The sequence below is a fragment of the uncultured Limosilactobacillus sp. genome, assembly GCF_934202235.1.
Classification (GTDB): Bacteria; Bacillota; Bacilli; order Lactobacillales; family Lactobacillaceae; genus Limosilactobacillus.
This window is the reverse complement of record NZ_CAKPXS010000009.1, coordinates 1-14,199: the sequence shown is the minus strand read 5'-3', so window position 1 is coordinate 14,199 and position 14,199 is coordinate 1. Positions and strand designations below refer to the sequence as shown.

The following is a 14,199-nucleotide window of genomic DNA, read 5'->3' as shown; positions in this document are numbered from 1 at the left end:
TTTTAGGAAGCTGAATCGTTGGTTTCTTCTTGCTGGTGTGTCACAATCAAGTTATGATTCTTTGTCAGGAGGGGATCAAATGTTGATTAAGTACCCACCCACACTTGTGGCGCAAGTCAAGCAACGGGTAGCTGGACGCCAGTTGGAAGGTTTTGTCCCCGGCAGCGGTCCCCAGCGACCGCTAATCGCCCTCGTGGGGGAAGCGCCGGGACGACAGGAGGTCAAAGACGGCCGGCCGTTTGTCGGTAGTTCGGGCCAGGAACTAACGAAAATGATGAAGTTAGCGGGACTCAGCCGGGATGAGGTCTATATTACGAGTGTTGTTCGCAGTCGGCCCTTTGCCAGCCGAGAAGTGCAGGAGAAGCGGACTGGTCAACTCATCATGAAGCACCCTAACCGGACCCCGACCAAGAAAGAGGTCTTAGCTTACGCCCCGCTCTTTGACTGGGAAATTCAGCACGTTGCACCGCGGGTGATTGTTGCCCTTGGCAATACTAGTCTCCAGCGGTTGTTGGGTTCGCATTACACGGTTGGTCAGTTCCACGGGCAAATCCTGCGCAGCGCGATTCTGGAAACGACCGCGGATCAGCAAGGGTACCAAAAAAGCACCCAGCAATACTGGGTGCTTCCGATGTATCATCCTGCTGCCTACCTGTATGCGCGCCGGTTAGAGCCGGTTGTCCGAAGCGATTGGCAACGATTTGGTCAGTGGTTACAGCAACTGGCGGGGACTAATTAAAGTTCGTCGGGTGCAGGTCCTCCACTTTAGCAACGGTGAAGCCATGACGGTGGAGCCGTTTTTTAATTCGTTCCACCGTTTTAGCGGTGACACCAGCTTCCAGGGTAAACAAGATGACTTTCGGTGACCGGTCTGGTGAGGGGATATCTAGCGAGATGACGTTGCTAATGGAACAGAAATGACTGATTTCCTTGGCCGCCTCGACTAGGTTACCACGTTCGTCACGTTCGCTGGTCACGGTCAGGACGTAGGAACCTGTTTTGACGTTCCACCCCTTCGCGAGCATCCGCAATAAGCGGGTGTGGGTAAGAATTCCATAAAAGTGGTTATTACCGTCCAGGACGGCGATGTACGGCAAGTCTTTGAGGGTGAAAAAGACCTTAAAAAAGGCGTCGTTGATGGAGATGAACTTGGTAGCGTTCTTGAGTAGTACCGTTACCGGGAGATTCATGTTGCCGTGCCGTGACTTGTGGCGGTAAATGTGAAGTTTATAAATGTTGCCACGGAAGATGGTCCCACTAGGGTCGAGGATTGGTACACAACGGTAGCCTGTTTCTTCCAGGATCTGGAGAGCGTCGTTAATTGTTGCCGTTTCTGGCAAAGTTGTGAGTTCTTCTTTTGGCTTAATGAGTGAATCAAAAATCATTTATTTCGCCCCGTATAAGAGATTGCGCAGGTTTAACATCATTTTTTGCCACTCCATCATATCATATTTTAATAAGTTTGTGAGAATTAGATGAGAAAAAGTGCGAAAGCCTTTTCGGTGGCAATATCTTTGGTTTTTGTTAACGTTAAGGTATAATGAGTCTGACTAGCTGGACGGGGGTCGTGCCCCGTGCGGCCTTTTTGCGTTTACTGATAAAGGAGAGTAAGTAAGATGAAAATGATTGTTGGACTGGGTAATATTGGCAGTCGTTATGACGGTACCCGTCATAACACGGGCTTTATGGTGGTTGAACAACTAGCTCGTGACTACCACATGGGAGCCTTTACCCACGATAAAACTGAGTCGGTGTCAGTGACCAGCTTCATTGATGGTGAAAAAGTGATGCTGGTGAAGCCCACGACCTATATGAACGATTCGGGCCGGGCGGTGAAACCGCTGGTGGACTATTTCAACTTAGACCTGAAGGACCTGGTGATTGTTAACGATGACCTCGATATGCCAGTGGGCAAGTTGCGACTCAAGACGCATGGTGCTTCTGGTGGTCACAACGGTTTGAAGAGCATTATTAGTGCGCTTGGAACCAAGAACTTTAACCGGATTAAGTTGGGAATTGACCATCCGCAACACGGGACGGTTGTTTCTCACGTTCTCGGCCGTTTTAGCAAGGAAGAACAAGCAAAGATGGCGATGACCATTGCCCGTGCCGAGCATGCTTTATTGGACTGGATTCGCGGGGATGATTTTGCCGAGTTGATGAATAACTTTAATTAAGCGTAGCAGTGAAAGGAGGGCGTCATGGATCTCACGGAATTATTAGGCAAGAGCAGTGAGTTTCAGCAAATTGATGCAGCCATTAAGCCGGGAAAGCGGCAGTTAGTGACAGGGGTGGCCGGGTCTGGGATGACCTTACTGTTAGCAGCGTTGTTTGGCCGCCACCGGCACTGCCAGTTAGTGGTCGTTGACAGTCTGTTTCATATGGAAGACTTGGCGGTGGACCTTACCAACTTGTTGCCTGAAGAACGGGTTTACCAGTTTCCAGTGGAAGAAGACCTGCCCACGGAAATCGCCACCAGTTCGCCGAACTACCGGGCTCAGCGGGTGCTGGCACTGAACGCCCTCCTTTATGATGAACACGCAATCGTCATTACGACTGCCGCCGGGATGCGGCGGAACCTGGTGGACCCGGCCGCTTTTAGTCAGGGAACTCTCACCATCAAAGCAGGCGGTGAAGTGGACCCACAAAAAATCAGCGCCCAGCTCTTAGCAATGGGTTACACCCGGCAAAAGATGGTGTTGCGGCCTGGGGACTTTGCCATTCGTGGTTCAATTATTGATATTTACGCGCTGAACACCGACAACCCAGTCAGAATTGACCTCTTCGACACCGAGGTGGATTCACTGCGGTATTTTGATGCCAGCTCGCAACGCAGTATCAGTAACCTGGAAGAGATTACCATCCTGCCAGCTACTGACTTTCTGGTTTTGCCCGACCGCTTGCCAGCAATCATCAAACAGCTGGGAGTGGACCGTGACCAGTTACTAGCGGCCATTGATACCAAGAATGACCAGCAGCGCGACGCCATTGCCGGGAAGTATAACCAGTTGTTAAGTGAACTGAAAAAACAGCAGGTACCGACGGAACTGCTCGCTTACACCAACCTGGTCTACCAAGAGCACCACAGTCTGGTTGACTACCTGGACAAGCAGGGCATTATTTACGTTGCCGACTGGGACCGGATCAAGGAAAGGCTTAAGCGGTTGGCGGAGAGTGAAGAACGGTGGCTCAATAGCCAGGTCAAGGCCCACCAGCGGGTTGATAAGGAACCTCTGGGTAATGACGTGGCGGCACTGATTAAGCAGCCAACCCAGTCACTAGTCTTTTTGGCCCTTTTAAAGAAGGGGATGGGTGGTGCCAGGCTCGACCAGCTCACTGAACTGACTTCCCGGACGATGCAGCGGTTTTTGGGTCAAATGCCACTATTAAAGGCCGAACTGAACCGGTGGCATGAGCAGGGCCAGACGGTCGTCTTGATGGCCAACAGTCCTGAGCGACGCAAGCAAGTTGCCCGCACCCTGGATGATTTCCATATTCCGATTGTCGAAGCGGCGCAAGACCAGCTGCAAGAACACCACACCCAATTAGTCGACGCCAGCATGGCTAACGGCTTTGAAATGCCAGCCGCTAACCTGGTGGTCATCACTGAAGGGGAAATGTTCAAGCAGGTTAAGAAACGCCACCCCCGGCGCCAGCAGCTCGCTAATGCTGAACGGATTAAGTCTTACACTGACCTCAAGCCGGGCGACTACGTTGTTCATGTTAATCACGGAATTGGCCTCTTTGCGGGGATTAAGACCCTGGAAGTGGATGGGGTTCACCAGGACTACATTGTGATTGACTACCGCAACCACGACCAGGTCTTTGTTCCGGTGACTCAGTTGCACCTGGTCCAAAAGTACGTTGGCGGCAGTGAAGACCGTCATCCCCGGCTTAACAAACTGGGTGGCAGTGAATGGGCCAAGACAAAGCGGCGCGTGGCGGCCAAGATTGAAAACATCGCTGATGAATTAGTGGACTTATACGCGAAACGCCGGCTGGAGAAGGGGTATGCCTTTCCCAAGGATGATTACCTTCAAGAACGGTTTGACCAGGACTTTCCTTACACTGAGACGCCCGACCAAAACCGCAGTATTAAGGAAATCAAAGAAGACATGGAAACAACTAAGCCGATGGACAGGCTACTGGTCGGCGATGTTGGTTACGGGAAAACCGAAGTAGCGATGCGGGCGGCTTTTAAGGCGGTTACTGGTGGCAAACAAGTGGCCATGCTGGTGCCGACGACAGTCCTCGCTCAGCAACACTATGACACGTTTTCGGCACGGTTTGCCGGTTTCCCGGTCAAAATTGAAATGTTATCGCGTTTTAAGACCCGGCAGGAGACCAAGATGATCGAGCGCGATATTGCTGACGGGAAGATTGATATCGTGATCGGGACGCATCGTTTGCTTAGCAAGGATATTAATTTTCACGACCTGGGCTTGTTGATCGTTGACGAAGAACAACGTTTCGGCGTTAAGCATAAGGAACGGCTCAAGCAGCTCAAGGCCAACGTGGATGTCCTGACGCTAACCGCAACGCCAATTCCGCGGACTCTCCATATGTCATTACTAGGTGTTCGGGACCTCTCTGTTTTGGAGACACCGCCAGCTGGTCGCTACCCGATTCAAACTTACGTCATGGAACAAAATGCGGGCGCTATTCGTGACGGGATCATACGGGAAATCCAGCGTGGGGGGCAGGTTTATTACCTGCATAACCGGGTGAGCGACATCGAAAAGGTGGTGGCCAACTTGCAACAGCTGGTTCCCGAAGCCCGGATTGCCTATATTCACGGCCAAATGACAGAAAACCAGCTGGAAAGTGTACTTTATGACTTTGTCCGTGGTGAATCAGATGTCCTGGTGACAACGTCAATCATCGAAACCGGGGTCGATATTCCCAACGTCAATACGCTCTTCGTGGAGAATGCCGACCGGCTCGGGTTGTCCCAACTCTACCAGATTCGGGGACGAATCGGCCGGAGCAACCGGGTCGCCTATGCCTACTTTATGTACCAGCCCAATAAGGTGCTGACGGAACAAGGCGAGAAGCGGTTGGCGGCCATCCGTGATTTTACCGAGTTAGGCAGTGGCTTTAAGATTGCGATGCGTGACCTCTCAATCCGTGGCGCTGGTAACTTGCTGGGAAAGCAACAACACGGCTTCATCGATTCTGTCGGTTACGACCTTTACTCCGAAATGTTGGCTGATGCTGTTGCCAAAAAGCGGGGTGAAAAACGCGCAGAAAAGACGAATACTGAAGTCGAGCTGGGCGTTGAAGCATACCTGCCAGACGATTACGTTAGTGACCAGCGGCAAAAGATTGAGCTGTATAAAGATATTCGTAAGGCCCATAGCGACGAGGACCTGCTTAATTTGCAGGGTGATTTGATCGACCGCTTTGGCGATTATGGACCAGCGGTAGACAACTTGTTGAAGATTGGTAAGCTGAAGATGCACGCCGACTTAGCGATGTTAGATAAGATTACGCGTCGCCGCGACCAGCTAACGTTGCGGTTCTCGCAAGAAGCTAGTCGCACCTTAACCGGTAAGCAAGTCTTGTCACAGTTAGCAAAGACTAAGTTCAAGGCCACCCTTGACCAGGATGACGACGGCCGCTTGAGTTTGCGGCTGGTTATCCAACCATGGATGAAGGAAGCCGATTGGCTAGACCAGCTCCAACTGTTAGTTAGCGGTTTAGCAACGCTCATGCAAGGAGAAGGTAATGAAAACAAACCAACACCTGCACCAGATCATTAATGGGACGCTGGTCCTGTCTGTTGCCGGGTTACTAGCCAAGATCCTCGGTGCAGTTTATCGCGTGCCGTTTCAAAACCTGGTCGGTGATACTGGTTATTACGCTTACCAGCAGATTTATCCTTTTTATGGAATTGAAGTAACGTTAGCGCTTACCGGCTTGCCGGTGTTTATCTCGCGGCTGGTGGCTGAACAAGACGATCGCCAGGAACAATTGGCGGTGGCACGCTTGTGCCGGCGACTGCTCGGGGTAGCGGGGCTCGTGATCTTTGCTGTCTTAACAGTTGGCAGTCATTTTTTGGCGAGAGTCATGGGTGACACCCACTTGAAGTCGGTGATCATCGGCCTGGCCCCCATCTTCTTGTTAATGCCCTGGCTGGCGGTGGGACGCGGTGTTCAGCAGGGAATGTTGAACATGTACCCGACGGCGATTTCCCAGGTGGGGGAACAAGTAGTTCGGGTGACCTGGATTATTGGCGTAGCGATGCTTGCAACTACCCATCACTGGAACAGCTACCGGATGGCCAGCTGGGCGATGGTCAGTGCACTGGTGGCCGGGATAGTGGCGTTGCTGATTTTACTCGTGACCAACCGTTTGCTGTGGAAAAACCAGCAACGTCACCCTGCACCGTTAACAGGGACGCAACTGACTAAACGGCTGCTGACAGAAGGCGTTTTATTATGTTGGCTAGCGTCAGTTACGGTGATCTTGCAGTTAGTGGACTCGTTTACTGTTAAGCGGGCATTGGTAGCCGGCGGGTTGAGTGAAATCGCCGCCCACGCCAGCAAGGGTGTCTTTGATCGGGGTCAGCCCCTCCTCCAATTGGGGTTGGTGATCGCTACTTCTTTGTCAGCCGCTTTATTGCCATCCCTTGCAGAAAAGTGGCACGAAGGTGACCGTCAGACCTTTGCCCATACCTACCGCGTCCTCTTCCATGTCTGTATAATGCTGGCCACCATGGCCGCCTTTGGGATGATGATCTTGATGCCGTTCATTAATACCTTTTTGTTCAAAAACAGCAGGGGGAGTGGGGCGCTCACGGTGTTAATGCTGGCAATTCCGCTGGCAGCGTTAGTGTCTGCCTTCTGCGCGGTTCTTCAGAGCATTCATAGTCTGAAGGCCATGACGGGTGGGTTGGTTGCCGGCTTAGTAGTAAAGTGTAGCCTTAACTACCCGCTGACCAGGAACTGGGGGATTGATGGCGCCGCCTGGGGAACGGTGATTAGCCTGCTAGTGACCGTGATGATCGTTTGGCGGGCCTTGCCACCAGTGCTGCACCAGGGAGACCATGACGGCAGATTCGTTAGTAAATTACTAACAATTACAGCCATTATGGCGGTGCTGGCTGGTGGTAGTGCATCGTTGATGAGCTGGTGGCTTGGCGCTGGCCGCCTTCATGCGGCCCTCGTTTTACTGGTTGCCATCAGCGTGGGGATGGTCAGCGCCGGCTGGCTAGTGCTTCACTGGCGCCTGCTGACTGAGGAAGAATTAACTGCGTTACCGGGTGGCGAGCGCCTGGCAGCAATGATTAATAAAGAAAATAAGGAGAACGATAGTAATGAGACTCGATAAATTCTTAAAAGTTTCGCGGATTATTAAGCGACGGACAGTTGCCAAGTCCATTGCCGACCAGGGACGAATCCTGATTAACGATAAGCAGGCGAAATCATCCAGTTCGGTCAAGGCCGGGGATGTTTTAACCATTAAGTTTGGTAACAAAACCGAAAAAGTGAAGATCAACCAAATTGTCGAAACGACGAAAAAGGCAGAAGCCGAAAAGATGTACACTATTGTTGACGAAAGTTTTAAGGAAGACTTTTCCAACCCGTTTTAATGGTGACTGCCGAGAAGCTGGTAGCGGTAAAAAAGTGAAAGCGCGTCCTTTCCCGTAAACATGGTCTTTTTCTTCCTTATCACTAGACAAAGATCATGTGAGCTTGTTATAATTAATTTTAGTTATATTTATGGAGGGGTTGTAATGTCTTTTTCGCATGACCGGGTTACCGCGATCAATACGCCATATTCACGGCAACAGAATGCTCAGATGCAGGCCAATCAGCACTATATCAAGAAAGTTCATGCGAAACGACGGCGGGTTATCTTGTTGGTAACTGGCTGTTTGACCTTGCTATTTGGCATTCAAATTTTGGTTAATCACCACACCTTGTCAACAGTTAATTTGCAGATTGCGGGGACGAAGACAGAATTGGCTGCCAAAAAGAAAACCAATCGTCAGCTGAAAGCTGAGGTTAAATCGCTGCATGACCCGGCTTACATCCAGCAAGTCCTTCGGCAAAAGTACAATTACTCCAAGAGTGGCGAAACAATTTATAACTTTGCCAACTAATAATTAATGAACCAATAGTTGTGGTTAGCTTAGGTCCTAACCACAACTTTTTTCTTAATTAAGGGCGGCAAAGCAATGATGTCATATGTTATACTCAATGTTATTAAGATAAGTAAATTAGGAGGGCCATTAGGTTCATGGCAATTGAAGTTGGCGACAAGGTCGTCGGTAAAGTTTCTGGAATTACGAATTTTGGTGCATTTGTTGATTTAGATGACAACCAAACCGGGCTGGTACACATTAGCCAGATTTCTGACAGTTTTGTGAAGGATATTCATGATGTGCTGTCAGTTGGTGACTCGGTAACAGTGAAAGTGATGAAGATTGGCGATGATGGGAAGATTGCCTTGTCCATGAAGGCGGCACTTCCGGAAGCAGAACGTCACCATGAAGACCATGGTCACGGTGGGCACCGCCACTTCCGGCGCGACCACCACGATAATAACTTCCACCACAATCACGAAGGCCATGGTGGTGGTTTTCATGGTCGACCAAATGGTGGGGGTCACGGTGGCTTTAATAACCACCATTCTCACCGCCAGAATGAAGACTTCAATGACATGCTGGCCGATTATATGAAAGAAAGCGAGTCACGTCTTTCCACGCTGAAGCGACAAACTGATGGTAAGCGCGGTGGCCGTGGCGGGCGGCGTCGGTAATGAGCAGCTCACTATATGAACAATTTAAGCGGCACCTCCAGGAGGACCGCTTTTTTAATACCGCTAAAACGGTGGTGGTCGCTGTTTCGACGGGAGTTGACTCGATGGTGTTGTTAGAACTGCTGCAGCGGTTGCCGCACCACCCACGGATTGTTGTTGCCCACGTTAACCATGAACTACGTCAGCAAAGCTGGGAGGAAGAAGACTACCTTCGGGGTTATTGTCAGCAACGAGCTCTGGAGTTGCACGTCATTCACTGGCGAAAGGCAGACCACCCAACTAGCGGGATCGAAGCGGCTGGCCGCCAGGTCCGCTACCACTTCTTCCGGCAGCTCAAAGATGAAGTCGGCGCCACGGTGGTGATGACCGCCCACCATGGGGACGACTTAGCGGAAACAATGTTGATGAAGCTAGTCCGTGGTGGTCAGTTGAGTCAGCTAGTGGGGATTGCTGCCGACCGGCCTTTCTATGGTGCGACCCTTATTCGCCCGTTACTGCCGTTTGTTAAGTCCCAGCTTTATCACTATGCGCAAGAGCACCACGTGAAGTGGTATGAAGATGTTACTAACCGCGACCTCGGGATTGAGCGCAACCGGTTCCGTCACCAGGTACTTCCTTCCTTGGTCAAAGAAAATCCTGCCGTTAAACGCCACCTCTACGAATACCACCATGATTTAGCAGACCTCTTAGCATTTCGTGACCAACAGGCAGACGCAATTTTAAAACAGATTAGCAATGGTGAGACCCTCCGGGTAGCTGATTTTCAGCAGTTAACACCGCCAGCACGTCACCAAGTCCTCATCAGGTGGCTAACTCGGCGGGGCTTGGTTGACTTTAACCGTGAACAACTGCGTCAATTGGACCAGTTATTGCTGAACCGGCAACGACCGCAGGGAGAGCTGGCCTTGGCGAACGGGCTCTTGCTAAAAAAATCATACCGGTATGCCCACGTGGTGATGGCCAGGTCAAATCAGCGTCCGCAAGCATGGCGGGCTGTGGTAAAATTAGGCCACTGGTTAACAGTCAACGACCATTACCAGGTGGCAGTGCTGCCAGCAGCGGCCGTCGATGACAAGGTACAGAATGTTGCTGAGATATGGCTGCCGTCACAGAAAATGCCGCTAATGTGGCGGACTTGGCGTAGTGGTGACCAACTGCGGTTAAAGGGTGGTGGTCACCAAAGCGTTGAGCGGGTGATGATTAATAATAAAGTTCCGCAAGCACAGCGTCGCCGCCAACTGGTCCTTGTCGATGCCGATGACCAGGTCCTGTGGGTGGTCGGCTATAAGACCACCTGGCGCGAACGCCCGCACGGGTTACCGGCTAGCTGGCAGGCAGTTCGATTGGTTGAACAAAGACAAAAGACGGAGGGATCACATTGACAATGAACAACGATATCGAGCGGGTTATCTATAGCCAAGAAGACATTGCCCAGCGCGAAACGGAGCTGGCAAAGCAAATCTGCGAAGATTACCGTGATAAGAAACCGATCATTGTATCGGTGTTAACCGGCGCAATCTTATTTTCCATTGATATGTTGGAGCGGATGGATATTTACGCTCAAATGGACTTCGTTGATGTGTCAAGTTTTCAAGGTGGGGTCAAATCCACGGGCAAGATTAAGCTAATTCATGATTTGAAGAACGACATTAAGGGACGCAACGTTCTGATAATGGAAGATATCGTTGATAGTGGTCGGACATTGAAGTTCTTGATGGAACTCTTAGCTGATCGTGGTGCAAAGAGCATCAAGGTTTGTTCTTTGCTGGATAAACCGGAAGGGCGGCTGGTAGATATCCATGCTGACTACGTCGGCTTCAATGTTCCCAATGAGTTTTTAGTGGGCTACGGTTTAGACTACCAGGGCTTTTACCGGAACCTTCCTTACGTCGGAGTTTTAAAGCCCAGCGTTTACGAAAACTAGTGTAGATAAAATATTGGTCAAAGATAGTCAGGTATGATATTATGACCAACGTTAGTAGTAATCAGACGGTGTTGCCGTCGGATAGGAGTTATGTATGAACAATCGCCGAAATAATGGTTTTGGTCATAACATACTCTTTTACTCCGTCATCTTCTTGTGCCTAATGGGGATTGCCTACTTCTTCTTCGGAGGAAATAACGGTAATGGCGGCCAAACGAAGACCGTTTCCCAAACCGAGTTTATTTCGGAGTTAAAGAGTAATAAAATCAAAAATTTCCAGGTTCAGCCCAATGGTGGTGTTTACAAGATCACTGGGGCTTACCGCCATCCGCAAAAGACGGATAGTAGTTCTAACAATGGTTTGAGCATTCTGGGATCTCAGTCGGGAAAAGCTAACAACTTCCAGAGCTCTGTCTTGCAAAGCGACGTCACGGTAAGCCAACTACAAAAGTATGCTGACCGGGAAAACGTCAAAATCACGACACACGCAGAGGAGTCTAATAGCTTTTGGATGAACCTGCTGTTGACGGTCCTGCCGCTAGTCATCATGATTTTCTTCTTCTACATGATGATGGGGCAGGCCGGGCAAGGTGGCGGTCGTGGCGGAGTGATGAACTTCGGTAAGACCCACATCAAGCCTTCTAACAGCAAGAAAAACAAAGTGCGTTTCTCTGATGTTGCCGGGGAAGAGGAAGAAAAGCAGGAACTGGTCGAAGTTGTTGAGTTCCTGAAGAACCCCCAGAAATTCTCCCGGTTAGGTGCACGGATTCCATCTGGTGTTTTGCTGGAGGGGCCTCCGGGTACCGGTAAGACCTTGCTAGCCAAGGCGGTCGCCGGTGAAGCTGGGGTGCCATTCTTCTCCATTTCCGGGTCTGACTTCGTTGAAATGTTCGTCGGGGTTGGTGCCAGCCGGGTACGTGACTTGTTTGAACAAGCGAAGAAGTCTGCACCAGCGATCATCTTTATCGACGAAATCGATGCCGTTGGTCGGCGCCGGGGGTCCGGCGTCGGCGGCGGTCACGATGAACGTGAACAGACGCTGAACCAGCTGCTGGTTGAAATGGACGGTTTCCAGGGTGATGAAGGGGTCATTGTAATGGCCGCAACGAACCGTTCGGACGTTCTTGACCCGGCACTGTTGCGTCCAGGCCGGTTTGACCGGAAGATTTTGGTTGGCCGTCCTGACGTCAAGGGTCGTGAGGCCATCCTGCGTGTCCACGCTAAGAACAAGCCATTGGCAGCTGACGTGGATTTGAAGGAAATTGCCAAGCAAACACCAGGTTTTGTTGGTGCCGACCTTGAAAACCTGTTAAACGAGGCCGCCTTATTGGCTGCTCGTCGTAATAAGGACCAGATTGACGCTGCTGACTTGGATGAAGCCGAAGACCGGGTGATCGCCGGTCCTGCCAAACATGATAAAGTAGTTAGCCCACAAGAACGGAAGACGGTGGCCTTCCACGAAGCTGGGCACACCATTGTCGGTTTGGTATTGAATGACGCCCGGGTTGTTCACAAAGTGACGATTGTCCCCCGTGGTCGTGCCGGTGGTTACGCTATTATGCTGCCACGGGAAGACCAGATGCTGATGAGCAAGAAGAACGCCAAGGAACAGATTGCCGGTTTAATGGGTGGTCGTGCTGCTGAAGAGATTATCTTTAACTCACAGTCATCGGGTGCTTCAAATGACTTTGAACAGGCAACGCAGATTGCCCGGGCAATGGTTACCCAGTACGGGATGAGCGATAAGATTGGGCCAGTCGAACTGGTTACTAGTGGTGGAATGACACCTGGACAGTCCTATGGGCAACAACCATACTCTGAACATACGCAGGCCATTGTCGATGAAGAAGTCAAACGCTTGCTTAATGAAGGACACGCAACTGCTCACAAGATTATTGAGGAACACCGTGAACAGCACAAGCTGATTGCCGAGGCGTTGTTGAAGTACGAAACGTTAGATGAAAAGCAGATTCTTTCGTTGTACAAGACGGGGAAGATGCCGGCCAAGGACGCCGCTCAAGAGTCTGATGAACAACGTGCTGCAACCTTTGAAGAATCCAAGCGTGAATTGGAACGTCGCGAAAATGAGCGTCATGATGAGGCAGCTGACCAGCGGTCGGAGGACCAACAGGCTACTGATGATCACGACGACTCAAATAAGTTGTAAAATAAAGTGGAAGCAGTTGGTGTTCGGACCAACTGCTTCTTTTCTTAGGAGGAAACGATGAGATCAACAGATTATTTAGTGAAAGCAATGAGTAAGGATGGCCAATTCCGCGCTTATGCGGTCAACGCCACCCAGTTAGTTCAGCATGCTCACAAAGTTCATGACACCTGGAATACGGCATCAGCTGCATTTGGCCGGTCGTTAATTGGCACCTTGTTGTTGGCAACTTCCGGTCTGGATAAAACACAGGCAATGACGGTCAAGATCCAGGGTGACGGGCCTGTCGGTGCGATCGTGTGTGATGGGACCGCGGACGGTGTTGTAAAAGGCTACCTGCAAAATCCACACGTGAGCTTACCAGAAAATGCGCAGGGAAAGCTGGACGTCAGTGGGGCAGTTGGTGAGCAGGGAACGCTAACGGTGACGAAGATGAGTCCGGATGATAAAGAACCATATTCTGGGGAAGTCAAACTCGTGTCAGGCGAACTGGGTGACGATTTCACTTACTACCTGGCACAGTCGGAACAAATTCCGTCAGCGGTTGGACTGTCTGTTTTTGTTAATGAACACGATGACGTTACAGCGGCGGGTGGCTTTCTGATTCAGGTCCTACCTGGAGCAAGTGATGATAACATTGCGCGAGTTGAATCATCCTTGAAGAAGCTTCCCCTGGTATCGCAACTTTTACGTGAAGGGAGTACGCCGGAAGAGCTGCTGACGAAGATCTTTGGTGAAGGCCAACTGAAGTTTTTGGAAACGATGCCGGTATCTTACCGTTGTGACTGTAGTAAGAAACGGTTTGCCAGGGCCATTGAAGGCTTGCCGACAAGCCAGTTAAAGACACTGATCAATGAGGACCATCATGCTGAAGCTGTTTGCCGTTTTTGCAAGAAAAAGTATGAGTTTAGTGAGGAAGAATTGAAGAAGTTGCTTGAACAGAAAAAGTTGAATAAATAAATCGAAAAAGATTTTATTCGTAAAGACCCGTCAAATTGTTCTTTGGCGGGTCTTTTTAATTGCTAGTTGCGGTTTAAAGCCGAACGACTATATTGCAGGAACTTAAATTGCTGGCATTTAACGAACATTAGCTATTAAATAGCGCCTATTTGCTTGTTGACTTCTGGCTAGTTTGTCTGTATATTAAATACCGTTGTTGAGGCAGTTAGCTAAAACAACTCAGCTCATCGAAACAATTTAAAAAAGTTGTTGACTTTAGATGATTGAGCTGGTAAAATTCTTAATTGTTGTCACGATAAGTGATAGCGAGGTAGACCTTTGAAAACTGAACAAAGTTTCGACGAACACAAATGTGCAGGGTCCTTGATCTTCGGATCGAGGCAAA

General features: G+C 50.2%; 12 protein-coding genes. 11 read left to right on the top strand and 1 reads right to left on the bottom strand.

Translation table 11 applies throughout. From position 1 onward, the window contains the following. Positions 1 to 79: 79 nt before the first annotated feature. Positions 80 to 739 (top strand): uracil-DNA glycosylase, encoded by a 660-nt coding sequence (locus Q0E49_RS02510; protein WP_295746356.1) that lies wholly within the window; start codon positions 80 to 82, stop codon positions 737 to 739. Here the strand turns inward: Q0E49_RS02510 and cbpA are convergent. Beyond that, complete coding sequence (gene cbpA, locus Q0E49_RS02505) at positions 732 to 1,385, bottom strand: cyclic di-AMP binding protein CbpA (protein WP_295746354.1); 654 nt, start codon at positions 1,383 to 1,385, stop codon at positions 732 to 734. The two genes, Q0E49_RS02510 and cbpA, sit on opposite strands and share 8 nt — an antisense overlap. Before the next feature lie 231 nt (positions 1,386 to 1,616). Between cbpA and pth the strand changes: the two genes are divergently transcribed. The 10 genes from pth to hslO all read left to right on the top strand — a co-directional run bounded on the left by pth (position 1,617) and on the right by hslO (position 13,814). Then, positions 1,617 to 2,177: an aminoacyl-tRNA hydrolase gene (gene pth, locus Q0E49_RS02500; RefSeq protein ID WP_295746352.1), complete on the top strand. Its 561-nt coding sequence runs from the start codon at positions 1,617 to 1,619 to the stop codon at positions 2,175 to 2,177. Between the two features lie 24 nt (positions 2,178 to 2,201). Then, a complete protein-coding gene (gene mfd, locus Q0E49_RS02495; RefSeq protein WP_295746350.1) occupies positions 2,202 to 5,762 on the top strand; it encodes a transcription-repair coupling factor in 3,561 nt (1,186 codons plus the stop codon). Further along, positions 5,728 to 7,332 (top strand): polysaccharide biosynthesis protein, encoded by a 1,605-nt coding sequence (locus Q0E49_RS02490; RefSeq protein ID WP_295746348.1) that lies wholly within the window; start codon positions 5,728 to 5,730, stop codon positions 7,330 to 7,332. Before mfd ends, Q0E49_RS02490 begins: the two co-directional genes overlap by 35 nt. Further along, positions 7,319 to 7,594: an RNA-binding S4 domain-containing protein gene (locus Q0E49_RS02485; RefSeq protein WP_295746346.1), complete on the top strand. Its 276-nt coding sequence runs from the start codon at positions 7,319 to 7,321 to the stop codon at positions 7,592 to 7,594. The genes Q0E49_RS02490 and Q0E49_RS02485 overlap by 14 nt, the downstream gene beginning before the upstream one ends. Before the next feature lie 144 nt (positions 7,595 to 7,738). Then, positions 7,739 to 8,107: a septum formation initiator family protein gene (locus Q0E49_RS02480; RefSeq protein ID WP_295746344.1), complete on the top strand. Its 369-nt coding sequence runs from the start codon at positions 7,739 to 7,741 to the stop codon at positions 8,105 to 8,107. 137 nt (positions 8,108 to 8,244) lie between these two features. Beyond that, positions 8,245 to 8,766 carry a S1 domain-containing RNA-binding protein gene (locus Q0E49_RS02475; protein ID WP_295746342.1) on the top strand — a complete coding sequence of 174 codons (522 nt, stop codon included), beginning with the start codon at positions 8,245 to 8,247 and terminating at the stop codon, positions 8,764 to 8,766. Then, complete coding sequence (gene tilS / locus Q0E49_RS02470) at positions 8,766 to 10,148, top strand: tRNA lysidine(34) synthetase TilS (RefSeq protein ID WP_295746340.1); 1,383 nt, start codon at positions 8,766 to 8,768, stop codon at positions 10,146 to 10,148. Before Q0E49_RS02475 ends, tilS begins: the two co-directional genes overlap by 1 nt. A 2-nt stretch (positions 10,149 to 10,150) precedes the next feature. Beyond that, positions 10,151 to 10,690, top strand: a complete 540-nt coding sequence (gene hpt, locus Q0E49_RS02465) for a hypoxanthine phosphoribosyltransferase (RefSeq protein ID WP_295746410.1) — start codon at positions 10,151 to 10,153, stop codon at positions 10,688 to 10,690. 94 nt (positions 10,691 to 10,784) lie between these two features. Then, a complete protein-coding gene (ftsH, locus tag Q0E49_RS02460) occupies positions 10,785 to 12,857 on the top strand; it encodes an ATP-dependent zinc metalloprotease FtsH (RefSeq protein WP_295746338.1) in 2,073 nt (690 codons plus the stop codon). 57 nt (positions 12,858 to 12,914) lie between these two features. Further along, the gene (gene hslO / locus Q0E49_RS02455; RefSeq protein ID WP_295746336.1) at positions 12,915 to 13,814 is read left to right on the top strand and encodes an Hsp33 family molecular chaperone HslO; all 900 of its coding nucleotides are present in this window, start codon (positions 12,915 to 12,917) and stop codon (positions 13,812 to 13,814) included. Positions 13,815 to 14,199 lie beyond the last annotated feature (385 nt).

Coding starts and splice junctions, on each gene's coding strand:
- Q0E49_RS02510 (WP_295746356.1), top strand. CDS start 80: ATGTTGATTAAGTACCCACCCACACTTGTGGCGCAAGTCAAGCAACGG.
- cbpA (WP_295746354.1), bottom strand. CDS start 1,385: ATGATTTTTGATTCACTCATTAAGCCAAAAGAAGAACTCACAACTTTG.
- pth (WP_295746352.1), top strand. CDS start 1,617: ATGAAAATGATTGTTGGACTGGGTAATATTGGCAGTCGTTATGACGGT.
- mfd (WP_295746350.1), top strand. CDS start 2,202: ATGGATCTCACGGAATTATTAGGCAAGAGCAGTGAGTTTCAGCAAATT.
- Q0E49_RS02490 (WP_295746348.1), top strand. CDS start 5,728: ATGAAAACAAACCAACACCTGCACCAGATCATTAATGGGACGCTGGTC.
- Q0E49_RS02485 (WP_295746346.1), top strand. CDS start 7,319: ATGAGACTCGATAAATTCTTAAAAGTTTCGCGGATTATTAAGCGACGG.
- Q0E49_RS02480 (WP_295746344.1), top strand. CDS start 7,739: ATGTCTTTTTCGCATGACCGGGTTACCGCGATCAATACGCCATATTCA.
- Q0E49_RS02475 (WP_295746342.1), top strand. CDS start 8,245: ATGGCAATTGAAGTTGGCGACAAGGTCGTCGGTAAAGTTTCTGGAATT.
- tilS (WP_295746340.1), top strand. CDS start 8,766: ATGAGCAGCTCACTATATGAACAATTTAAGCGGCACCTCCAGGAGGAC.
- hpt (WP_295746410.1), top strand. CDS start 10,151: ATGAACAACGATATCGAGCGGGTTATCTATAGCCAAGAAGACATTGCC.
- ftsH (WP_295746338.1), top strand. CDS start 10,785: ATGAACAATCGCCGAAATAATGGTTTTGGTCATAACATACTCTTTTAC.
- hslO (WP_295746336.1), top strand. CDS start 12,915: ATGAGATCAACAGATTATTTAGTGAAAGCAATGAGTAAGGATGGCCAA.